Annotated in this window: 18 protein-coding genes; 10 read left to right on the plus strand and 8 right to left on the minus strand. The window is 46.5% G+C overall.

Annotation, left to right across the window (positions count from 1 at the left end):
* Nucleotides 1-635: 635 nt before the first annotated feature.
* Together purL and tadA are read right to left on the minus strand one after the other, a co-directional pair.
* Nucleotides 636-4532 carry a phosphoribosylformylglycinamidine synthase gene (gene purL, locus C8D85_RS15240; protein WP_133564325.1) on the minus strand — a complete coding sequence of 1299 codons (3897 nt, stop codon included), beginning with the start codon at nucleotides 4530-4532 and terminating at the stop codon, nucleotides 636-638.
* Nucleotides 4533-4636: 104 nt separating this feature from the next.
* A complete protein-coding gene (tadA, locus tag C8D85_RS15245; RefSeq protein ID WP_133564327.1) occupies nucleotides 4637-5173 on the minus strand; it encodes a tRNA adenosine(34) deaminase TadA in 537 nt (178 codons plus the stop codon).
* 48 nt (nucleotides 5174-5221) lie between these two features.
* Between tadA and C8D85_RS15250 the strand changes: the two genes are divergently transcribed.
* Complete coding sequence (locus C8D85_RS15250; protein ID WP_133564329.1) at nucleotides 5222-5632, plus strand: CBS domain-containing protein; 411 nt, start codon at nucleotides 5222-5224, stop codon at nucleotides 5630-5632.
* A gap of 57 nt (nucleotides 5633-5689) precedes the next feature.
* Here C8D85_RS15250 and C8D85_RS15255 read toward each other — a convergent pair whose 3' ends face one another.
* The 4 genes from C8D85_RS15255 to C8D85_RS15270 all read right to left on the minus strand — a co-directional run bounded on the left by C8D85_RS15255 (nucleotide 5690) and on the right by C8D85_RS15270 (nucleotide 11067).
* Nucleotides 5690-5920 (minus strand): cold-shock protein, encoded by a 231-nt coding sequence (locus C8D85_RS15255; protein ID WP_133564331.1) that lies wholly within the window; start codon nucleotides 5918-5920, stop codon nucleotides 5690-5692.
* 68 nt (nucleotides 5921-5988) lie between these two features.
* Nucleotides 5989-8772, minus strand: a complete 2784-nt coding sequence (locus tag C8D85_RS15260) for a valine--tRNA ligase (protein ID WP_133564333.1) — start codon at nucleotides 8770-8772, stop codon at nucleotides 5989-5991.
* Between the two features lie 86 nt (nucleotides 8773-8858).
* Nucleotides 8859-9332, minus strand: a complete 474-nt coding sequence (locus C8D85_RS15265) for a hypothetical protein (protein WP_133564335.1) — start codon at nucleotides 9330-9332, stop codon at nucleotides 8859-8861.
* 277 nt (nucleotides 9333-9609) lie between these two features.
* Nucleotides 9610-11067 carry a leucyl aminopeptidase gene (locus tag C8D85_RS15270; protein WP_133564337.1) on the minus strand — a complete coding sequence of 486 codons (1458 nt, stop codon included), beginning with the start codon at nucleotides 11065-11067 and terminating at the stop codon, nucleotides 9610-9612.
* Between the two features lie 128 nt (nucleotides 11068-11195).
* Here C8D85_RS15270 and lptF point away from each other — a divergent pair, with 128 nt between their 5' ends.
* Nucleotides 11196-12311, plus strand: coding sequence for an LPS export ABC transporter permease LptF (gene lptF / locus C8D85_RS15275; RefSeq protein WP_133564339.1), 1116 nt, complete (start codon nucleotides 11196-11198; stop codon nucleotides 12309-12311).
* Entirely contained in the window at nucleotides 12304-13365 is a 1062-nt protein-coding gene (gene lptG / locus C8D85_RS15280) for an LPS export ABC transporter permease LptG (protein WP_133564341.1), read from the plus strand. Before lptF ends, lptG begins: the two co-directional genes overlap by 8 nt.
* Nucleotides 13366-13394: 29 nt before the next feature.
* Here lptG and C8D85_RS15285 read toward each other — a convergent pair whose 3' ends face one another.
* A complete protein-coding gene (locus C8D85_RS15285; protein WP_133564343.1) occupies nucleotides 13395-13817 on the minus strand; it encodes an RDD family protein in 423 nt (140 codons plus the stop codon).
* Between the two features lie 120 nt (nucleotides 13818-13937).
* On the minus strand, nucleotides 13938-15098 hold the full coding sequence (locus tag C8D85_RS15290) for an aminotransferase class I/II-fold pyridoxal phosphate-dependent enzyme (RefSeq protein WP_342353332.1): 1161 nt from the start codon (nucleotides 15096-15098) through the stop codon (nucleotides 13938-13940).
* A gap of 168 nt (nucleotides 15099-15266) precedes the next feature.
* Between C8D85_RS15290 and dksA the strand changes: the two genes are divergently transcribed.
* From dksA to panC, 7 genes are all read left to right on the plus strand, one after another.
* Nucleotides 15267-15701: an RNA polymerase-binding protein DksA gene (gene dksA, locus C8D85_RS15295; RefSeq protein ID WP_133564347.1), complete on the plus strand. Its 435-nt coding sequence runs from the start codon at nucleotides 15267-15269 to the stop codon at nucleotides 15699-15701.
* Nucleotides 15702-15704: 3 nt separating this feature from the next.
* Nucleotides 15705-16586: a tRNA glutamyl-Q(34) synthetase GluQRS gene (gene gluQRS, locus C8D85_RS15300; protein ID WP_133564349.1), complete on the plus strand. Its 882-nt coding sequence runs from the start codon at nucleotides 15705-15707 to the stop codon at nucleotides 16584-16586.
* 64 nt (nucleotides 16587-16650) lie between these two features.
* Entirely contained in the window at nucleotides 16651-18066 is a 1416-nt protein-coding gene (locus tag C8D85_RS15305) for a sigma-54-dependent transcriptional regulator (protein WP_133564351.1), read from the plus strand.
* A gap of 542 nt (nucleotides 18067-18608) precedes the next feature.
* Nucleotides 18609-20039, plus strand: a complete 1431-nt coding sequence (gene pcnB / locus C8D85_RS15310; protein ID WP_133564353.1) for a polynucleotide adenylyltransferase PcnB — start codon at nucleotides 18609-18611, stop codon at nucleotides 20037-20039.
* Nucleotides 20040-20042: 3 nt separating this feature from the next.
* Nucleotides 20043-20531 carry a 2-amino-4-hydroxy-6-hydroxymethyldihydropteridine diphosphokinase gene (gene folK, locus C8D85_RS15315; RefSeq protein ID WP_133564355.1) on the plus strand — a complete coding sequence of 163 codons (489 nt, stop codon included), beginning with the start codon at nucleotides 20043-20045 and terminating at the stop codon, nucleotides 20529-20531.
* Nucleotides 20532-20534: 3 nt separating this feature from the next.
* On the plus strand, nucleotides 20535-21362 hold the full coding sequence (gene panB, locus C8D85_RS15320; RefSeq protein WP_133564357.1) for a 3-methyl-2-oxobutanoate hydroxymethyltransferase: 828 nt from the start codon (nucleotides 20535-20537) through the stop codon (nucleotides 21360-21362).
* The gene (gene panC, locus C8D85_RS15325; protein ID WP_133564359.1) at nucleotides 21359-22210 is read left to right on the plus strand and encodes a pantoate--beta-alanine ligase; all 852 of its coding nucleotides are present in this window, start codon (nucleotides 21359-21361) and stop codon (nucleotides 22208-22210) included. The genes panB and panC overlap by 4 nt, the downstream gene beginning before the upstream one ends.
* Nucleotides 22211-22232: the final 22 nt, after the last annotated feature.

The raw sequence follows: 22232 nt of genomic DNA on the forward strand, positions 1-22232 counted from the left end.
AGCCTGCCGCCAGCGTTCAATCTGAGCCATGATCAAACTCTTCAGTTTAAAAAAGCTTGCTCAAACTCATGAATCACGTCTGACTTTAACTATATTCTTCAACCAAAAGATTAAAGAACGTAAAGCGAATTGACATGGTCACTCATTTAAGACTTCAAAGTTTTTGAGAAGTCTCCAGCGAGTGCCCACACAAATTATCTGATTATCTATTTTAAAGAGCGTTGACACATTTTCTTACCGTTTCCAGTTCGCTGTGCAGTCCGTGGTGGTCTGCCGTGTCAGTGGGTGCGTATAATACGCATCAGAATTTTCAGCGCAAGCTCTTTTTCAATTAATTTTAAAAAAGTTCCGTTTATGACGAAAAAAGCTCGAACCTGTTTATTTATCAACCAAAAACACACGCCAATCGATCAATAAACAGCCAAATCAGTTTTCAATAGTCTTCCGTGGAGATTGATAGACCTCTAACCCCTCCCCAATCCTCATTAAAAGGGGTCAGATCCCTTAACAGATAGAAGGCATTGAAAGCTAATACTTTGAAGGGATCTGACCCCTAGGCCAAAGGAATGCCTTAAAACCAAAAAGCCCGCTACTAAAATAAGTAGCGGGCTTTGAAATGTTTTTTAGCTAAGTGATTAGCCTAGGAACTTGCGTGCGTTTTGGAATAGACGCAACCAAGGGCCTTGCTCTTGCCAACCTTCTGGTTTCCAGCTGTGCTGAACCGCTCGGTAAACACGCTCTGGGTGAGGCATCATAATAGTCACGCGACCATCTTCAGATGTTAGGCCAGTGATACCTTCAGCAGAACCGTTCGGGTTGAATGGGTAACGTTCCGTTGCTTGACCGTAGTGGTCAACATACTGAAGTGCTACTTGACCATTCGCTTGAAGGATCGCTTTGTGTGCATCATCACGGTATTCCGTGTGACCTTCACCGTGAGCAACGGCAATCGGCATAATCGAACCAGCCATGTCTGCCAGTAGAACAGAGTTAGACTCTTTCACTTCTACTTGTACTAGACGTGCTTCGAACTGAGCAGATTGGTTACGTACGAACTTCGGCCAGTTTTGCGCACCTGGGATCAGGTCATGCAAGTTAGATAGCATCTGACAACCGTTACACACACCTAGTGAGAAAGTTTCTTGACGGTTGAAAAATGCTTCGAACTGCTCGCGTGCACGTGTGTTAAACAGGATAGACTTCGCCCAACCTTCACCAGCACCCAGTACGTCACCGTAAGAGAAACCACCACATGCCACTAGGCCATGGAACTCTTCTAGCGAAATACGACCAGATAGAATGTCACTCATGTGTACGTCTACTGGATTGAAACCAGCTTTATGGAAGGCTGCCGCCATTTCCACTTGACCGTTAACACCCTGCTCACGCAATACCGCCATACGAGGTTTCGCGCCAGTATTGATGTAAGGTGCCGCAACATCAGCATTGATATCGAAACTTAGCTTCGCAGATAGACCAGGATCTTTGGCATCTAGCAAGTTATCGAATTCTTGCTGTGCTGATTCTGGGTTATCACGCAGTGCTTGGATACGGTAACTTGTTTCAGACCAAGTACGCTGCCAAGTCACACGATCTTGAGAAAGCACTTGCTCACCCTGGAAAGCGAAGTTCAAGGTATCGCTATCGTTTAGTGTAGCAACCACTGTCGCAGAAACACCCGCTGCTTGGTAAGCCGCTAGGACTGCATCCACTTCACTGTTCGCGACTTGGATGACCGCACCTAGTTCTTCGTTGAACAACGCCGCTGCTAGAGACGCTTTATCTTTCGCTACGTTTGTTAGGTCAACATCTAGACCGATGTGGCTAGCAAACGACATTTCTGTCAGCGTTGCGAACAGACCACCGTCAGAACGGTCGTGGTAAGAAAGCAACTTACCTTCCGCGTTCAAGGCTTGCGTGGTATCGAAGAAACCAGCCAGTACTGCTGCACTGTCAACGTCAGGTGTTGCGTTACTTACTTTGTTGAATACTTGAGCAAGCACCGAACCACCTAGACGATTTTGACCCGCACCAAGATCTAGAAGGATCAATTGGCTGTCAGCTTTCTTAAGCTCAGGTGTTAGAGTCTTACGAACATCTTCCACTGGCGCAAACGCTGAAATCACTAGAGACAATGGTGAAGTAACGGCTTTCTCTTCTCCGTCTTCTTTCCATACCGTCTTCATAGACATAGAGTCTTTACCAACAGGGATCGCGATATCCAATGCAGGACATAGCTCCATACCGACTGCTTTTACAGTTTGGTATAACTTCTCGTCTTCACCTGCGTGACCCGCAGCCGCCATCCAGTTTGCCGATAGCTTAATGTGGTTACGTTTGGTGATTTTCGCTGCCGCAAGGTTCGTTAGCGCCTCACCCACTGCCATGCGACCAGACGCTGGCGCATTCAATAGAGCCGCAGGTGTACGCTCACCCATAGTCATCGCTTCACCAGTGTAGCTGTCTAGTGACGAAGTCGTTACTGCTACGTCTGCTACGGGTACCTGCCATGGACCAACCATCTGGTCACGCGCCACCATACCGGTGATCGTACGGTCACCGATAGTGATCAAGAAGCTCTTAGACGCAACCGTTGGTAGACTAAGAACGCGTTTTGCTGCTTCAGCAAGTTCAACGTCAGAACCGTCAAAGTCATCGCCTTTAACATCGGCTTTAGTCGCTTCACGGTGCATCTTAGGTGGCTTACCAAATAGTACAGACATTGGTAGGTCAACTGGGCTGTTGTCGAAGTGTGGATCTTCCACTTCTAGGTGTAGCTCTTCTTTCGCTTCACCGACCACAGCAAATGGACAACGTTCACGCTCACAGATCGCTGCGAACTCATCAATGCGGTCAGCAGGGATCGCCATTACGTAGCGTTCTTGAGACTCGTTACACCAGATTTCTAGTGGTGACATGCCAGGCTCGTCGTTCAATACTTTACGTAGATCGAACTTGCCGCCACGCTCACCGTCTTTAACAAGCTCTGGTAAAGCGTTAGATAGACCACCAGCACCCACATCGTGGATAAAGCTGATTGGGTTCTTATCACCAAGCTGCCAACAACGGTCGATAACTTCCTGACAACGACGCTCCATTTCTGGGTTACCACGTTGTACAGAGGCGAAATCTAGATCTTCATTACCGTCAGAAGAGGCCATAGAAGAGGCTGCGCCACCACCTAGACCGATCAACATAGCAGGGCCACCTAGCACGACTAGTTTAGAACCTACTTGGATCTCGTCTTTTTCAACGTGCTCACGACGGATGTTACCGATACCGCCGGCAAGCATGATTGGCTTGTGGTAACCGCGAACTTCGTCACCCGTTGGGCCTTCTACTTTCTGTTCGAAAGTACGGAAGTAACCGAGTAGGTTTGGACGACCAAATTCGTTGTTAAATGCCGCGCCACCGATAGGACCTTCGATCATGATGTCCAGAGGTGTCACGATACGACTTGGTTTGCCGTACTGGCTTTCCCATGGTTGTTCAAAACCAGGAAGTTTCAGGTCAGAAACCGTGTAACCTGTTAGACCCGCTTTTGGCTTCGCACCGATACCTGTCGCGCCTTCGTCACGGATCTCACCACCAGAGCCTGTCGCAGCACCGGCAAATGGTGCAATCGCTGTTGGGTGGTTGTGAGTTTCTACCTTCATCAGAATATCGATGTTCTCTTGCGAGAAATCGTATTCACGAGTTTCAGAGTTCGGGAAGAAACGACCTGCTTTGTGACCTTCCATCACCGCAGCGTTGTCTTTGTACGCAGACAAAGTGCCATCTGGGTTATGTTCATGAGTGTTCTTGATCATCTTGAACAAAGAACGTTCTTGTTCTTCGCCATCGATTGTCCAAGAAGCGTTAAAGATCTTGTGACGACAGTGTTCAGAGTTCGCTTGGGCAAACATCATTAGTTCTACGTCATTTGGGTTACGACCCAATTCTTTGAATGACTCTACCAAGTAGTCAATTTCGTCTTCCGCCAAAGCCAGACCAAGTTTTTGGTTAGCTTCCACCAATGCTTCGCGGCCGCCGCCTAGCACATCCACGCTGGTCATTGGTGCAGGTGTTGCGTGGCTGAACATCGTTTGTGCCGCCGCTACATCTAACAGTACGCTCTCAGTCATACGATCATGAAGCAGTGCTGCAACTTCGCCACGTTGAGCATCAGATAAGGCTTCATTTGCATGTACAAAGTACTGAACCCCACGTTCAACACGCTCGACTAGCTCAAGACCACAGTTATGCAGGATATCCGTTGCTTTAGAAGACCATGGAGAGATAGTGCCTAGACGTGGTACTACTAAAACGTAGTGATCAGATACTTGAATCGGCGCAGACTTAGCACCGTAAGTCAGAGCCTGTTCCAACACCGCTTGTTGTTCTGCAGTCAGCGCCTGACCTGACTTTAGTTCAACAAAATGTAGAAACTGAGCATCGATATCTGTGATGGATGGATACAGATCTTGTAGACCTGCTAAAAGCTTAGCTTTGCGAAACGCAGAAAGCGCTGCGGAACCATGCAGAGTCAGCATGTCGAGTTTTGCCTCATGTGGTAGTTTGGGGAAAAATTTGCGCGTATTTTAAATCATTGGGGCGTTTTGAAGCCAGCATAGTCTGCTCAATATGACGACTTTCCTTACTCAGTATCGCCAACTTGTGCTTTAGCTTGTTGTTTTAAGCGCTTTTTTTGCTCACGACGATACTGAAAAAAGTTTGAAAGCTGAGAACTGGCTTGCTCCGCTAGCACACCTCCAGATGACTCGACCTGATGATTCAGAAACGGGTGAGAGAAAAACTGCTGCTGACTTTCAACAACACCACTCTTTGGTTCAGTCGCACCATACACCACTCGAGCAATTCGACTATGCACAATTGCGCCCGCGCACATAGAACATGGCTCTAGGGTCACGTACAAGGTCGCTTCAGGAAGTCGATAATTATTGACGTTTTTACAAGCGTCGCGAATGGCTTGAATTTCCGCATGGGCGGTCGGGTCACAAGTAAGAATCGGTGAATTAAAACCTTGGCCGATGATCTCACCATCCAGCACAACAATGGCACCAACTGGGATTTCGCTTTCCGCCTCAGCTTTCGCTGCTAGCTCTAGGGCTTTCGCCATCCAAAATGCATCAATCTCTGACTGAGAGTGATTCGGGTCTATTGCACTGGGCATTTCAAATCTCCTAAACTCAAGGAAACTATTATACAAGGAGTTTGAAGCGTGCAAACTGTAGCTGATTTAATGATCACCAATTTAATCACTCTTAAAGAAAGCGACTCAATGGCCAAAGCCAAAGCTCTGATGGCAGAAAAAAACATTCGCAACCTGCCCGTCATTAACGATGAGGGCACCTGCGTAGGCATGCTGACTCAAAGAGAGTACCTTAAACACGCCTTTTACTTAGTGAGCCAATTTGGTACACAACAACTGACTAAGAAGGAAGAACAAACGCCTGTACGCAATGCCATGAATAAAGACATTCTGAGCATAGAGCCAAGCTTGTCATTAAAAACTGCCGCTGAATTTTTTATTGAAAATAAATATGGCAGCTTACCAGTGGTTGAAGACGGTAAACTAGTGGGCATTCTAAGCCCCGTGGACTTTGTGAAGCTTGCCCACAGTATGCTTTAAGCACTTTTTTGAACACATAAAAAAACCAGCCGTCGGCTGGTTTTTCTTTCTAATACGTTAAATATCAGCGGTTGGTTTCTTCTCCAAGGTGACATCTGCCGCTTGGGTACCAAAATCCGTTTCTGTAATCGCAAAACTTACGTATTGACCCTTTTTTAACGTTTTATGCCCATCTGACAAAATCGACTTGTAATGCACAAACACATCAGGGAAATCATCGCGCTTGATAAAACCAACCCCTTTCGTGTCATTAAACCAACGTACCTTACCGAAAAATCGTTCTGCCATTGACCACCTCTTGTTATTTTTCTGAGCCAACCACTCAGGTGACGCCAGCGCCACCTGAGTTCATTAGATTACAGCGACTCGATGCTTGCTTTTTGTTCTTCAAGCTTCGCAACAACCGACTTCAAGTCTTCACACTTCGCTTTTTCTTTCTCAACAACCGCCGCCGGCGCTTTTGCTACAAAAGACTCGTTTCCAAGCTTGCCTTCAATGCGCTGAAGATCTTTACTCGCTTTATCGATTTCTTTTTGTAGACGTGCAAGCTCTGCTTCTTTGTCGATTAGGCCTGCCATAGGCACCAACACTTCCATCTCGCCTACCAACGCCGTAGCAGACATTGGCGCTTCCGCACCAGCTTCCAACCAAGTGATCGACTCAATCTTCGCCAGCTTCTGCAAGAATGCCAAGTTAGCTTCCATGCGCGCCTTATCTTGCGCAGAGCCATTACGGAAGAAAATCTCCAATGGCTTAGATGGTGCAATATTCATCTCACCACGGATATTACGAACACCTTCAATAACGCCTTTTAGCCATTCCACATCAGCTTCTGCCTCTGCATCGATCTTAGAAGCTTCTGTTTCAGGGAACGCTTGCGTCATGACAGTTTCGCCCGTTTGACCAGCTAGCGGAGCAACACGTTGCCAAATCTCTTCTGTAATGAACGGCATCATTGGGTGTGCAAGACGAAGGAATGCTTCCAATACACGAACCAATGTACAACGAGTGCCTGCAAGCTGTGCTGGTGTGGCATTTTCATCCCATAGCACAGGTTTCGACAACTCTAGGTACCAGTCACAGTACTCATGCCACATGAATTCATAGATAGCTTGCGCCGCCAAGTCAAAACGGTGCGTGTCGTAAGCTTTATTCACCGCATCTTCCGCATGCTGTAAACGAGAAATGATCCATTTATCCGCTAGAGACAACTCCACTTCGCCACCGTTTTGCGCACAGTCGTTACCTTCCGTGTTCATTAATACGTAACGAGCAGCGTTCCAAATCTTGTTACAGAAGTTGCGGTAACCTTCTAAACGGTTTAAGTCGAACTTGATGTCACGACCACCTGATGCAAGCGAGCACAAAGTAAAGCGCAATGCATCAGTACCGTACGCAGGCATGCCTTCTGGGTAAGCCTCACGAGTGTTTTTCTCAACTTTTTCTGCCAAACGTGGCTGCATCATGCCGTAAGTACGTTTTGCGACCAGCGCATCTAAATCGATACCATTGATCAAATCCAATGGATCGATCACGTTACCTTTCGACTTAGACATTTTGTCGCCACGTTCATCACGGATCAGACCGGTGATGTAAACAGTTTTAAACGGTACTTTGTTAGTGAACTTCAGGGTCATCATGATCATACGAGCAACCCAGAAGAAAATAATGTCAAAGCCTGTTACCAAAACATCCGACTCACCAAACAGGTCTAGATCTTCCGTTTGCTCCGGCCAACCTTGTGTTGCGAAAGTCCATAACGCAGAAGAGAACCAAGTGTCTAGTACGTCTTCGTCTTGAGTCAGCTCAAGGTCTGCTGCTAGGTTGTACTTAGCACGAACCGTCGCTTCGTCTTGACCTACATAGAAGTTACCTTCTGCGTCGTACCAAGCTGGGATCTGATGCCCCCACCAAAGCTGACGAGAAATACACCAGTCTTGAAGATCACGCATCCACGCAAAGTAAGTGTTTTCCCATTGCTTAGGTACGAATTGGATATCACCGTTTTCAACTGCTTCGATCGCAGGCTTAGCCAATGACTCAACCGCTACATACCATTGATTGGTTAGGTATGGTTCAACCACTGTGTTACCACGCTCACTACGCGGCACTTTCAGTTTGTGGTCATCAATCTTCTCAAGCAGGCCTAGCTCTTCGAAATCTTTCACGATGACTTTACGGGCATCGAAACGATCAAGGCCACGGTACTTTTCTGGGGCATCGTTATTGATCGCAGCATCATCAGTAAAGATGTTTAGCATTGGTAGGTTATGACGCTTACCTACTTCGTAGTCATTGAAGTCGTGCGCAGGGGTGATTTTCACACAGCCAGTACCGAACTCTTTGTCTACGTATTCATCGGCAATGATCGGAATACGACGATCAACCAATGGCAATAGGATTTCTTTACCTACCAAATCAGCGTAGCGCTCATCATCTGGCGCAACCGCTACAGCAGAGTCACCTAGCATGGTTTCAGGACGCGTCGTTGCGACAACAATATAGTCTTTACCTTCCGCTGTTTTCACGCCATCCGCTAGCGGGTAACGGAAATGCCACATGAAGCCATTTTCTTCTTCAGACAATACTTCTAGGTCAGAGATCGCGGTATGCAGTTTAGGATCCCAGTTTACAAGACGCTGACCGCGGTAAATGATGCCTTCATCATATAAACGAACGAATACTTCTTGAACCGCCGCAGACATACCTGGATCCATCGTGAAGCGCTCTTTATTCCAATCAACCGAATCACCCAAGACACGCATTTGATCAGAGATAGTACCGCCTGATTGACCTTTCCATTCCCAGACTTTCTCAAGGAATTTTTCACGACCAAGTTCAGTACGCGTTAGATTTTGTGCTGCCAATTGACGCTCAACTACCATCTGAGTCGCGATACCCGCGTGGTCACTACCTGGCTGCCATAATGTGCGCTTACCTTGCATACGTGCACGACGAATCATGGCATCCATCAAACTATGCTGGAACGCGTGCCCCATATGTAGGCTACCCGTGACGTTTGGCGGTGGAATCATGATAGAAAATGGCGTGCCAGTACCGCTTGGGGCGAAATAGTTTTGATCTTCCCAGCGCTGGTAAATTGGCTGTTCGATACTTTGAGGTTGGTAAGTCTTTTCCATTATGGTGTCTTAAAGCTCTTGGATGGCAAAAATAAAGTTGTGGGAATTATAACGCTTACATGGCGAGCGAGAAAGCCGCCAATACACTAAGAACGTTTGTCGCGCTCGATTTCCTGCAAGACCTCAGTCACTAGGTCTGGTAAACGTTTCTCCAGTACACGCTGTATCGCTAGGGCGACCAATGATTGATCTGTATGTGAAGTCTCTTTTTCTGATATCTGCACGGCACTGTGTTCATCTGATGTCGTGCCCAAGAATCCGTTAGATGACTCCTCAGCAAAGGCTTCCTTAAGGGTCGCCTCCAATGGTTCAACAACGTCCGTAATGGTTTCCGCGGACGTCTCTGCACTGTCAGATAAAGCAACATCCAGCTCCTCATGAGCAAGGGAGTTTTTCAAATGCGTTTCTTGGCTGACTGATATGACCGGCACTTCATCGTCATCTTCTCCAACAATATCCATCAGAATAGGAATATCATCTTTATTACGAAGCGCAGCCGTCAGAACCGTTTCATCAGGTTCCGACAAGTACATTTGAGCATCAGAAAGCACATCAGACATAGAAAACCACAAATAACGTATGCAAAGAGTACGCGAGATACCCCAGCTAGGTTGTACTTAAAAGTTCAGCATTAAAGTTGTACAACTTTCGCACTGCCAACCCAAAAAGTCCACCCTACTTAAGCATGATCTCACACACCTATACCCACCATACTATTCGCAATAGGTACAGGCCTGCTTATTTTTGCTGGCGCCGCCGAACTCTTTACCGTAAAAATTAAAAAGCCCCAGCTGTTTCCACAACTGGGGCCAGTGTATTCGCTTGGAATAAAGCCGTTTAGTGCGCTTTATTTAACAAGTATTGTGTTAGTAGGCCCACCGGACGACCACTCGCACCTTTTGCAGCACCACCAGTCCATGCCGTACCTGCAATGTCTAAATGCGCCCAAGGGTAACTTTCCGTAAAGCGAGACAAGAAACATGCTGCCGTTACCGAGCCCGCCTCAGGACCGCCAATGTTGCCTATATCCGCAAAGTTACTATCTAACTGCTGCTGGTACTCTTCATCTAGTGGCATTTGCCATAGTTTATCGGCAGCATCTTTACCCGCTGCTTTTAAGGCATCCGCTACTTCTTGTTTGTTGGCATACATACCCGTGTTCACACTACCAAGCGCCACAATACATGCACCGGTTAGGGTTGCGATATCCACAACAGATTGAGGCTTAAAGCGCTCAATGTACGTTAGCGCATCACATAACACCAAACGGCCTTCAGCATCTGTGTTTAATACTTCAACCGTCTTACCTGACATAGTTTTCACAATGTCGCCTGGTTTCGTTGCACGACCACTTGGCATGTTCTCAGCCGCAGCAATAACAGCCGTGAAGTTCAATGCAGGCTTAAGCTCACAGATAGCCTTCATCGTACCAAACACACTTGCCGCACCGCACATGTCGTACTTCATTTCATCCATTTTCGCGCCTGGCTTCAATGAAATACCACCTGTATCAAAGGTAATACCTTTGCCTAGCAATACATGCGGCGCTTCGTCTTCTTTACCTCCACGGTAATGCATGACGATTAGGTAACTTGGCTGATCGCTACCTCGACCGACAGACAATAGACAGTGCATGCCCAGCTCGTCCATTTTGGTTTCGTCTAACAATTCGATCTCGATGTCGTAGTCTTCACCTAACTGCTGAGCTTTTGAAGCAAGGTAAGCTGGCGTACAAACGTTGCCTGGTAAATTACCTAGCTGACGCGTGAAAGCAGAACCCGCAGCCGTCGCTACACCTACTTTAAGTGCATCTTCATTGGCGCCTTCGATTAGCAACGCTTCAACTTTATTAACTTTCTCAGCATCAGATTGCTTGAAGCCTAAGAACTCATAAAACGCTTCGTTTAACCATTGAGCTAGAAGCGTTACTACATTGTCAGCATTGCGCTCTTTCACAGTCAGAGCACTTGCTGCAACCGCAACGGTCGCATACGGTAGCGACTTAATTTGACTACCAACCGCTGCTGCCACTTTTTTAACATTCATGTCAGACAGTGCATCTTTACCCGTTCCAACCAATAATAACGATGGTTGACCTTCTACAACACTTGGCAACAGAAGTGTTTGAGCAACTGAACCTTTGAAAACGCTTTGTTCGCGTAGCGCGGTAATTTGACCATTAACTTTTTCATCCGCTTGAGCCGTTGCTGCTGGCAGTGCACCTTCACTTGGAACAAAAACCACAAGCAGGTCAGCTTGCACATCAGCAACATTGTTGAACAATTCTGTTTTCATATTTCCCATCCAATTCAATAATCTTTCTAAAATACTGGCTACCTACGGCAACTATCGAGATAATACTGGCCGTTTAATTTTTAGTAGCGATCACCTGAAGTCACGCTAGAACTCCAGTAGAGGTTCCTTTGAAACTATTCAGATACTTGGCTAAAGAAGTGTTGGTGTCAACCGCAGCAGTGACCCTCATCTTACTTCTTGTCATTTTAAGTGGACGCATATTTAACTATTTAGGTCGCGTCGCCGAAGGCCGAATGAGCTTCGACTTCCTTTTCATCTTGCTGGGGCTACATGTCCCTAGCTTTATACAAGTCATTTTACCCTTAGCCTTTTTCCTGTCGCTATTATTAGCATATGGACGTTTATACATTGAGAATGAAATGTCCATTTTGTTTGCCAGCGGCATCAGCAAAATCAAATTAGCAGGATACACGCTAGGAATCGCATTTTTTATTACAATGCTATCCGCCGCGATCAACTTTTGGATCTCTCCTGCGTTTGAGTATAAGGCTCAAGAAATCACTCAAGAACAAGACAAGCTCACAGCATTCGATTTTCTGCAAGCAGGCAAATTTGAAGGACGTGGGCAAAAAGCCACCTATGTTGAGCAGTTCACCGCGAACGAAGGCTGGATGGAGAACCTTTTCATCTCTGATATTTCAACCAACGCCAATCAACAGACACCAACGCAGACACTTGCTCGTTATGGTGAGTTAGTCCGCTTTCCTGAACACGACGGCCTGCAATACCTAGTGCTAAAACAAGGCGTACGCTATGAAGGGAAACCTGGCACTGGCAATTATCGTGTTACGACCTTTGATACCTATGCAATTCGTATCGAAGACTCGCCTTCTGGAGAAATCACCGACGAGAAAGCACAACCCACTTTAGCGCTACTAAACTCTAACGATCCAAAACTGATCGCCGAACTTCACTGGCGCATTGGTCTCGTTGTGATCGTACCAATCTTGGCAATCATTGGCTTATCGCTGAGCCAAGTAAACCCGCGACAGGGACGATTCTTTAAAATGCTTCCCGCCATCATCTTGCTGATCACCTATTTAGGCCTACTTATTTGGGGACGCACAGCATTGGAGAAACAAATTATCCCACTACAATATGGCATGTGGTGGGTACACGGGATATTTGGCTTGATCGCGCTTTATACCTTTATGATGTTTAACCAGGTATTTGCTCGCAAAGCTGCCAAATTGCCTACTACAAACGGAGGGTCTAATGCGTAAGTTAGATCGCTATGTTGGCCAGAGTGTTTTCCTAGCCGTTTGCTTGGTAGCGTTTGTATTGCTTGGATTAGATTTTGCAATCACATTCATCGAAGAAGTCAAAAAGGTCAACGAGCAATACACGGCCGCAACACTCATACAGGTATTAGGACTCCAAATACCAGGCAAGCTCGCCGAGTATCTCCCCGTATCATCGCTTATCGGGACACTTATTGGCTTGGGCGCATTGGCTTCGACCTCTGAAGTCACCGTCATGCGAGCGGCAGGCATTCCACTTTGGCGCATTGGCTATTCAGCCTGCAAACCCGTTCTAGCCCTTGCCATTGTCGGATTACTGGTTGCTGAATACGTTTCCCCTATCGCTGAACAAAAAGCCAACCTAGTGGACAAACTGCAGGTCGGTGTTAATAACGATTTCGCCATTACTGGTGGCAGCTGGTTAAAAGCAAACGGCGATTACGTCTACATTGATGCAGCAGATCGAGATGGCAATCTTTACAACATCACGATTTATGACCGAGAGAACGATCAGCTACAAGCTATTAGAACAGCCAAACGTGCCACCCAAGAAACGGACAACCTTTGGACGTTACACGATATTTCCAGCTCAACGTTTACGGAAAGTCAGGTTGTCATCAGCCATGATAAGACACTTGAGTGGCAGTCATCGCTTAAAGCGGATTTCTTGTACTTATCCACTCAAAAGCCCGACAGCCTCTCCTTATCACAGCTTTATCAATACTCCAGCTTTTTGAAGGAACAGGGGTTAAATGCAGGAGAATATGAGCTGGCGTTCTGGAGTAAGGTATTCCGCCCACTGTCGTCTTTAGCATTAGTGATTGTGGCGATCTCCACTATTTTTGGACCACTACGTTCATCAACCATGGGTGGTAGAATTTTCTCAGGCGTTCTGATTGGCCTTGCTTTCCAGAATACACTTTACATCATGGGGCGACTCAGCCTAGTCAGCTCATTGCCGCCGCTTGTAGGCATCTCTCTGCCCATCCTGGTGTGCTTTGTAGTGGGGCTGTATTTACTTAAGCGCCGTCACTAATACAGACAGATCAAAGATAACAGCGAGATCTATGGCAGATCTCGCTGTTTGTGATCAATAAACTCCAAGTGCGTTTGCGAAAGCTTGTCGTGCCAAGTCTGATGATTCTTATCGATAAAGGCCCACAAAAAACCTAACCCGAAACACGCCCAAGACACCATCGCAAACACATAGCGCGCCGTTGCTTGACGCATGGTAATCGGCGCACCATTTTCTTGTACCACACGGAACTTCCAAACTTGCATACCCAACGTTTGACCAGGGTAACGCCAGAATTTCACAAAGAAGCCCCAAGCGATTAACAGCAACAACCAGAACAACCAGAAGCCTTCCACAGCTTCACCGTTATTCGCCATCACAGCGACCCAGCCAACCACAAAATACAGGGCAATCAATAAAAGAGAGTCGTAAAAGGCTGCCGCCAAGCGACGCCATAAGTGAACTTTGCGCATTATGTCTCTTCACTCTTACATGCTAAACGATATAGCAAACTATAATGCAGAGTAATAATGCGCATTTGAAGCAGCTTTTGGAAAACCTTAGAAGAACACGATTAAGGTCAATAAATAGGCTTACGCTTGAATAAAACGCTTTATTCGTTCCAACGCTTGCTCAATACGCTCGCAATCGCAGGTGTAAGCAAAGCGCACATATTTGTGAGCATCTTTCATTCCAAAATCAGCACCGGGTGTTAATGCTACAAATTCCTTTTGCAACAAATCCAAACACCACTGCATGGCATCGGACGTGATACTCGACACATCTACGTAGACATAAAAAGCCCCTTGCGGTGCCGAAGCAATAGGCAGACCTAATGACTGTAGCCCCTTTATCAAGGTTACTCGTCGCTTAGCTAGAGTTTGACGTCGCGCCTCACATTCCGCCAATACATCTGGCTGAAAAGCACGCAATGCAGCATGCTGCGCGACAGATGAAGCAGATATAAATAAGTTCTGCGCTAATTTAGTCGCTCCCTCAATCGCCCACTCAGGGACCACAACCCATCCTAAGCGCCAACCGGTCATAGCGAAGTATTTTGAAAAGCTGTTCACCACAAAAATGTCGTCGCTAATGCTTAACGCCGTAAAATCTTCACCTTCAAAAACGAGCCCTTGATAGATTTCGTCTACCAACAGATGACCGCCCTGTTGCTTAACAATGTCCCAAGCTTTGGCTACATAGTCTTTAGATAACACCGACCCAGTCGGGTTCGCAGGCGATGCTAGCCATAACCCAGTGGTCTGCTCGCGCCATTGTGCAGCAAGGGAGTCTAAATCAATTTCAAAGTTATTTACGCTAGCACATTCAAGCATGCGCGCTTTCGCCCCAACTTGTAATAGGAAGTGGCGATTGCATGGATAACATGGGTCTGGCATCAATACTTCAGAACCGACTTCTGCCATCAATGAACTGAGTAATAACAGAGCCCCTGAGGCACCAGGCGTCACAATAACTCGCTCCGGCGCGACATCGACCTGATAGCGCTGTTGATAAAACTCACTGATCGCATGACGCAACTTTGGCAGCCCTGTCGCAGCGGTATAACCCGTTTTACCAGCACTAATGGCAGCTTTGCCCGCCTCATTAACAGCCTCTGGCGCTGAGAAGTCCGGCTCCCCTACTTCTAAATGAATCACATCTTCACCAGCGGCCTGTAATTGTTTCGCCCGAGCCATTACCGCCATCACCTGAAATGGCGCGATTTGCTCGACGCGTTTTGCTAATCTCTGCATACTCATTCACTAATTTCGTTAAAAATGCTTGGAAAAGAATCGACTTTTTGCGCAAAAATTGTGGTTCTGCTGCAAATTATCTGATAACTTTCCGCCCGAAAAATTAAACCACCTTAACTTAATGTAAACAGGTTACCACAAGGAACACCTGGGAAGTGAGGCAAGACTATGCCAAGTAAAAACCCTGAATCATTGATGAAAGACTTTACTCCTTACGTTGCGGCGGAAGGGGAAGAGTACATGAACGAAAATCAATTGGCGCATTTCAAAAGCATCCTTCTCAACTGGAAGCAAAACCTAATGGAAGAGGTTGATCGTACGGTACACAACTTACAAGAAGAAGCTGTGAACTATGCCGACCCGAATGATCGTGCCAGTCAAGAAGAAGAATTCAGCCTAGAACTTCGTGCTCGTGACCGTGAACGTAAATTGGTTAAAAAAATCAACCAAACCATCGAACGTATCAACGATGACGACTACGGTTTCTGCGATGAATGTGGCATTGAAATCGGTATCCGCCGCCTAGAAGCACGCCCAACAGCGACGATGTGTATCGACTGCAAAACACTAGCAGAGATTAAAGAGAAGCAAATCGGCAACTAAGACATGCCTAATGCTTATCGAGGCCGGTTCGCTCCTTCGCCAACCGGTCCGCTTCATTTCGGCTCATTACTGAGCGCCGTTGCGAGTTATCTCGATGCTCGCCAGCAACAAGGCACGTGGTTAATTCGCATTGAAGACGTTGACGGCTCACGCTGCTCAACCGACAACCAACACGCCATCATTAAAACCCTACACAGTTACGAGCTTTTCTCAGACGAAGGCATTCTAATTCAGTCTGATCGTTACGACTTATATCAGCACTATTTAGAAATGCTGATAGCAAGGGATTTAGTGTATCCCTGCCAATGTACACGAGCCTCACTTAAACGCACTCAAGGACTGCACCCCAAACGCTGCGACAGCGATGCTCTGCAACCTCATTCTTGGCGTGCTCAATGTGATATTGGGATATTTGAGTTCACAGACCCCATTCAAGGGCCGCAACACTTCGACGTCAGCCAACCACTAAACCACCCCGTATTAAAGCGTAAGGATGATTATTTCTCCTACCAACTGGCTGTGGTAGTGGATGATCACGTACAAAACATCAGTGATATTGTTCGTGGTGCAGACTTATTAGAAACCACCGGACAGCAGCTTTGGCTGTATCAACAATTTGGCTGGCAATCACCCAGACTTTGCCATCTACCATTAATCATCAATGAGAACGGCGATAAGATCAGCAAACAAAATCACGCCAAAGCGATACCCAATGCCGAGCCAAAAGTGCTGAGCAGTGTGCTGCATTATTTAGGTTTCAAAGATATTCCAAGCGACTACTCTATTGCTCAACTACTGGTTTGGGCGACCGAGCGCTGGTCACGTCAACAATTAACCCAAGCCAACCTTTCTTTGTCAGAAAACGATCAAGTTCTAATACGCTAATCGATACTCGCGCTACCATCCATTCTGGGTATAATCGTTACATCAAGTTACAAGGGGTGACACGATGTATCATGTAATGGTGATTTGTAGCGAATATTCACCGCTAAAAGAAGTCGATCGCTGGTTAAGCAGAAACGGTTTTCACGTCAACATTAGCCAATCAATTGAGCAGGCTAGTAAATACTACGAATTAGAGGACTTTGAACTTCTTCTAGTCGATGCCGATGCTTTGACGGATGACGCACTGGAGATCATTCAACCTTATACATTCATCGTATTTGACCAACGCCCCAGTTTGAATGCAGCAGTAGAGTACATGGCAAAAGGGGCTCACTACTTTATTCCGCTACCAACCGACCCAGATACGGTTCTTGCACAAGTTATCGAGGCCCTTGAAAAGCCCAAATCAAACAATGCGACAGTTAGCAAAACAGTAGAGCCAGAGATCAGCCTATTTGGCAACCAAGTGACTGAGCCCAAAACACCACCATTAGGCACTCCTGAAAGCGGCATTATTGGCAATAGCCCAGCCATGCACACTCTATTCGATGAGCTTTTAAAAGTGGCCAAGACCGATGCCACCGTTCTCATTCACGGTGAATCCGGTACTGGTAAAGAGTTGGTCGCCAAATCCATTCACAATTTATCAAAACGCAAAGATCATGCGCTCATCAGTGTTAACTGTGCAGCTATCCCTGAAAATCTAATAGAGTCTGAGCTGTTCGGTCACGAGAAAGGTGCCTTTACCGGTGCAGTCTCCGCTCGTGATGGCCTCATCGTAGCCGCCGATCACGGCACACTTTTCCTTGATGAAATCGGGGAGTTACCACTTGAAGCCCAAGCGCGCTTGCTTAGGGTATTGCAAGAGGGGGAAATTCGCAGAGTTGGTGCGGTCACCTCAACTAAAGTCAACATCCGACTGGTCACTGCCACTCACAGAAATCTATTGCAAATGGTTCAGAATGGGATGTTTCGTGAAGACCTCTATTACCGGTTGTATGTGATGGAGCTCAGCGTGCCCCCGTTGCGCGAGCGCGGCGATGACATTCCCTTGATTGCTAAAACTCTTTTAGAGGAGGCTTGTAAAAAGCATGACAAGCCCATACCTCATTACAATAAGGCTTTCGATGCGGCTATCCGTGAACACTCATGGCCAGGCAATGTACGAGAGCTAGAGAACGCTTTAGAACGAGCCGTTATTTTAAGCCCTGAAGGCAAGCTCGAAGCGCATAACTTAAAATTAAAACGCAATGAGCGTCATCAGGCCGCAACAAAAAGCACACATAATACGACCGCTCAAGCCACCCCCTCCCCTTTTGCAATTGAGGGCACCACGCTAGACGACTACTTCAAGCATTTTGTGTTGACGCACCAACATAAAATGACTGAAACCCAGCTTGCACAGTCGCTGGGCATTTCTAGAAAAAGCCTTTGGGAAAGACGCCAAAAACTCGGCGTGCCCAGAAAAGTAACAGACTAAAAGTAACAAATGTTACTAAAGCACCCAAAAAACAATTACAAAATCGTAAAAAAAGTGCACAACATTTTCAAAAAACCCTTACTTTTCAGCACATTGAAAAAATTGGCACAACTAATGCCTTATAACAGGCACAACGATAACAAGATTGACGATAATAAAAATAAGTTGATCATTGTGTAACGTTCCTAAAACAAAAATAAAACAAAGGAACACCGCAGCCTCTTCAAATAAAAATAAAAATTTGAGGCTGTGGATGGAAAAATCGCTTTGGATAATTGATTTTTTTAGATATGCCAGCCGTAAGGCGATGAAAACATTGCAAAAATAAAAATAAGACTTGAGTAGAACTGCAGAAGCAGCACCAACTTTGTTTTCGGAACTAGTATCTTCATGTATCCAAAGCGATTATTTTATTTTCGCCTCTCTAGCTATTCTTTTCTTCTATCTCTATTTTCTTGTTTCACTCTGAATTTTTAAACCGTGTATCTTCTACCCTTTGCCGTGTAGAATAACCAAACCCATCAATTATTGAATTTTAAATAATGCTTGCAGGTTTTAGGTCTTTGGTTCGTAAAGCGACGTCCTTATTTGGCTCAGACGAGTCTCAACAACTCCCTCTTGAAATCCCAAGAGATGATCATTCTTTTTCTCGAAAGAACATTAGCCCCAATGCGCTAAAAGTTCTTTACCGCCTCCACGAAGCAGGTTTTGATGCTTACCTAGTTGGCGGCTGTATTCGCGATCACTTAATCGGTATCGAACCAAAAGACTTTGATGTGGTAACCAATGCCACACCAGAAGAAGCCCACGCACTGTTTTCCAACTCTCGCTTGATTGGACGTCGTTTCAAGCTGGTGCATGTCACCTATGGTCGTGAAATCATTGAAGTGTCTACGTTTCGCGCCAACAGCGCTGCACAAGCCGAAGACACCGACAAGCGCCAATCTTTGAAAGGCAAAGATACCGCTCGTTCATCCCATGGCATTATTTTGCGCGATAACGTGTACGGCTCGATTGAAGAAGATGCAGAGCGTCGTGACTTCACCTTCAATGCGCTCTACTACAACATTGCCGACTTCTCTATCAACGACTATTGCGGCGGTTTAGAAGATATCGACAAGCGCCAAATCCGCATCATCGGAGATCCGCGACAACGTTATCAAGAAGACCCTGTCAGGATGCTACGTGCCGTGCGCTTTGCCGCAAAACTTAACTTTGATATTGAAGCCAATACGGCAGCACCGATCAAAGAGATGGCACACTTACTGGATCACATTCCACCTGCTCGCTTATTTGAAGAAGTTTTAAAACTCCTCGGCAGTGGTTATGGTGTAAAAACCTTCCAGCTATTACGCGAGTATGGGCTATTTAAATATTTATTCCCTGACACAGACGCGCTACTAAACAGCGGTTGGCAGCGTAAAGACATCACACCGGATGCTTTCATCCTACAGGGACTGTCCAATACAGATACTCGTATCCAAGGTGGAAAGAGTACCGCGCCCTATTTCTTATATGCCATCTTAATGTGGCCAAGCGTGGCATTACGTCACGAAGAGTTTTCTAAACAAGGGTTGCCAGAGCTTCCAGCGTTACACCAAGCTGCCACCATGGTGCTCGACAACCAAGTAGCTTCCACTGCGATTCCACGCCGCTTCTCAACACCTATGCGTGAAATCTGGGATCTACAGTTCCGTCTACCCAAGCGCTACGGCAAACGCGCCTTTACGTTGCTACACCATCCGCGTTTCAGAGCAGCTTTTGACTTTTTATTGATCCGTGAGCAAAGCGGTACAGATTTAGGCGGGCTCGGCACTTGGTGGACAGAATTCCAAGAAGCGCCTGACAATCAACAACGTGATCTCGTCAATCAAGCTGACGGTCGTAAGAATGAGGCCAGCAAACCCAAACGACGCCGTCCACGACGCCGTAAGAGCAACGCCAAACGTCCGTCCGATTCTCAAGAGTCATAAACAATGAATAATGTGGTTTATATTGGCCTAGGCAGTAACCTAGATAATCCTTTAGCGCAGTTAAAAAGCGCCATTGAACAGCTATCAAATCACCCAAGCATTGCAAACTTTCAAGTTTCAAGCCTTTATGGCAGCAAACCGGTTGGCCCACAAGATCAACCGGATTACACCAATGCTGTAGCTCGATTTGAAACCACACTCGATGGCATCGCGACGCTCGACCTTCTGCAGAGCATCGAGCAAGATCACCGACGTGTTCGTGAGCGCCACTGGGGGCCACGTACTCTTGATCTAGATATCTTACTGTTTAACAATGACAACATCGCCTTACCAAGGCTGACCGTTCCACACCCATTTATGCTAGAACGCGGGTTCGTGATCCGTCCCCTGCTTGATCTAGCGCCTGAAATGCTTCTGCACAATGGCAAAACCGTGGCAGAGCACGTTAGTCAACTTGATACCAGCGACTTGGTATTAATCAAAGAAGAATAAGCCATGTACTCAGATACTACTGCGAAAAAGCCGACGCGTCCGATTACCTTATCGAAGCTACAGAAAATGAAGCAAGATGGTGAAAAGTTCACCTGTCTAACTTGTTATGATGCCACCTTTACTCACGCCATGAACCAAGCAGGAGTCGAAACCATTTTAGTCGGTGACTCTCTAGGCATGGTTGTGCAAGGTCAAGACAGTACGCTTCCAGTGTCCATTGAAGACATGTGCTACCACACCGCAGCAGTCAAACGCGGCAACAGTCACGCTTTTATTTTGGCTGATATGCCTTTTATGAGTTACAGCACCCCAAACCAAGCACTGGAAAATGCTGCCAAGCTTATGCAAGCTGGCGCCAACATGGTGAAACTGGAAGGCGGTAGCTGGCTGGCCGATACCGTTCGCTTGTTATCTGAGCGTGGCATTCCTGTGTGTGCCCACTTAGGCTTAACACCGCAAGCGGTACACAAGCTTGGTGGCTATAAAGTACAAGGAAAGGACAAAGCAGCAGCAGACTTGATCCTAGCAGAGTCGTTAGAATTGGTGGCCGCTGGCGCAGACATCTTATTATACGAGTGCATCCCAAGTGCATTAGGTAAAAGTTTAACCGAAGCGGTTTCGGTGCCTGTTATCGGCATTGGCGCTGGCTCTGAAACAGATGGGCAAGTATTGGTAATGCACGACATGCTAGGCGTCAACATAGGACGACCAGCAAAATTCGTGAAAAACTTTTTGACCGAAGGACGCACGATTGAACAAGCCTTTGCTGCTTACGTTGAAGAAGTGAAAAGCGGCGCTTTCCCTGCACCAGAGCATACATTTGACGCATGAAAACATTCCATACTGTTGCTGAACTTCGCACAGCCTTAAAAAGCGAACGCCTACAAGACAAACGCATTGCTTTTGTGCCGACCATGGGAAACTTGCATGAAGGCCACATGGACCTTATTCGTCGCGCCCGCAAAGAAGGGGACGTCGTGGTCTCCTCGATCTTTGTCAACCCTATGCAGTTCTCTGCCAATGAAGATCTAGAGCGCTACCCACGTACATTAAAAGAAGACCAAGCCTTGCTTGAAAGCAACGGTTGTGACTTTCTATTTGCCCCGTCTGCGTTAGAAATGTACCCAGATGGCAAACGCAGCCAGACTCAAATTGAAGTCACAGGCTTGTCTGATATCCTTTGTGGAGCCACTCGACCTGGACATTTTGTTGGTGTGGCCACGGTTGTGACAAAACTCTTTAACATTGTCATGCCAGACTGTGCGATATTTGGTAATAAAGATTACCAGCAATTAAAAGTCATCGAAGACATGGTGCGTGATTTAAGCTCCAATGTTGAGATTATCGGTGTGGACATTGCCCGAGCTGAATCAGGCCTGGCCCTAAGCTCTCGTAACGGTTACCTAACGGAAGCTGAGCGCAACACCGCAACAACGATTTATCAAACCCTTCTATGGGCGAAGCAACAAATCCTAGAAGGTCACGTAAGTTACGCAGACATTTGTGAACAAGCTCAACAGAAGCTTGAAGCAGTGGGTTTTAAGCGCGACTACTTTGAAATACGTGCACAACACGACTTATTAACACCATCAGAGAAAGAGAAGCGACTGGTTATTCTAGTGGCAGCCTATTTAGGCAAAGCGCGGCTGATCGACAACTTAACCGTTGAACTGCCGTAATAACTCTTACACTCAAATTAGG

Origin of the sequence: Marinomonas communis (assembly GCF_004363305.1) — a bacterium.
GTDB classification, from domain to species: domain Bacteria; phylum Pseudomonadota; class Gammaproteobacteria; order Pseudomonadales; family Marinomonadaceae; genus Marinomonas; species Marinomonas communis.

Excerpts from the sequence above, each read along its gene's own strand:
- purL (WP_133564325.1), bottom strand. The coding sequence starts at position 4,532 with ATGCTGACTCTGCATGGTTCCGCAGCGCTTTCTGCGTTTCGCAAAGCT.
- tadA (WP_133564327.1), bottom strand. The coding sequence starts at position 5,173 with ATGCCCAGTGCAATAGACCCGAATCACTCTCAGTCAGAGATTGATGCA.
- C8D85_RS15255 (WP_133564331.1), bottom strand. The coding sequence starts at position 5,920 with ATGGCAGAACGATTTTTCGGTAAGGTACGTTGGTTTAATGACACGAAA.
- C8D85_RS15260 (WP_133564333.1), bottom strand. The coding sequence starts at position 8,772 with ATGGAAAAGACTTACCAACCTCAAAGTATCGAACAGCCAATTTACCAG.
- C8D85_RS15265 (WP_133564335.1), bottom strand. The coding sequence starts at position 9,332 with ATGTCTGATGTGCTTTCTGATGCTCAAATGTACTTGTCGGAACCTGAT.
- C8D85_RS15270 (WP_133564337.1), bottom strand. The coding sequence starts at position 11,067 with ATGAAAACAGAATTGTTCAACAATGTTGCTGATGTGCAAGCTGACCTG.
- lptG (WP_133564341.1), top strand. The coding sequence starts at position 12,304 with ATGCGTAAGTTAGATCGCTATGTTGGCCAGAGTGTTTTCCTAGCCGTT.
- C8D85_RS15285 (WP_133564343.1), bottom strand. The coding sequence starts at position 13,817 with ATGCGCAAAGTTCACTTATGGCGTCGCTTGGCGGCAGCCTTTTACGAC.
- C8D85_RS15290 (WP_342353332.1), bottom strand. The coding sequence starts at position 15,098 with ATGCAGAGATTAGCAAAACGCGTCGAGCAAATCGCGCCATTTCAGGTG.
- dksA (WP_133564347.1), top strand. The coding sequence starts at position 15,267 with ATGCCAAGTAAAAACCCTGAATCATTGATGAAAGACTTTACTCCTTAC.
- gluQRS (WP_133564349.1), top strand. The coding sequence starts at position 15,705 with ATGCCTAATGCTTATCGAGGCCGGTTCGCTCCTTCGCCAACCGGTCCG.
- C8D85_RS15305 (WP_133564351.1), top strand. The coding sequence starts at position 16,651 with ATGTATCATGTAATGGTGATTTGTAGCGAATATTCACCGCTAAAAGAA.
- pcnB (WP_133564353.1), top strand. The coding sequence starts at position 18,609 with ATGCTTGCAGGTTTTAGGTCTTTGGTTCGTAAAGCGACGTCCTTATTT.
- folK (WP_133564355.1), top strand. The coding sequence starts at position 20,043 with ATGAATAATGTGGTTTATATTGGCCTAGGCAGTAACCTAGATAATCCT.
- panB (WP_133564357.1), top strand. The coding sequence starts at position 20,535 with ATGTACTCAGATACTACTGCGAAAAAGCCGACGCGTCCGATTACCTTA.
- panC (WP_133564359.1), top strand. The coding sequence starts at position 21,359 with ATGAAAACATTCCATACTGTTGCTGAACTTCGCACAGCCTTAAAAAGC.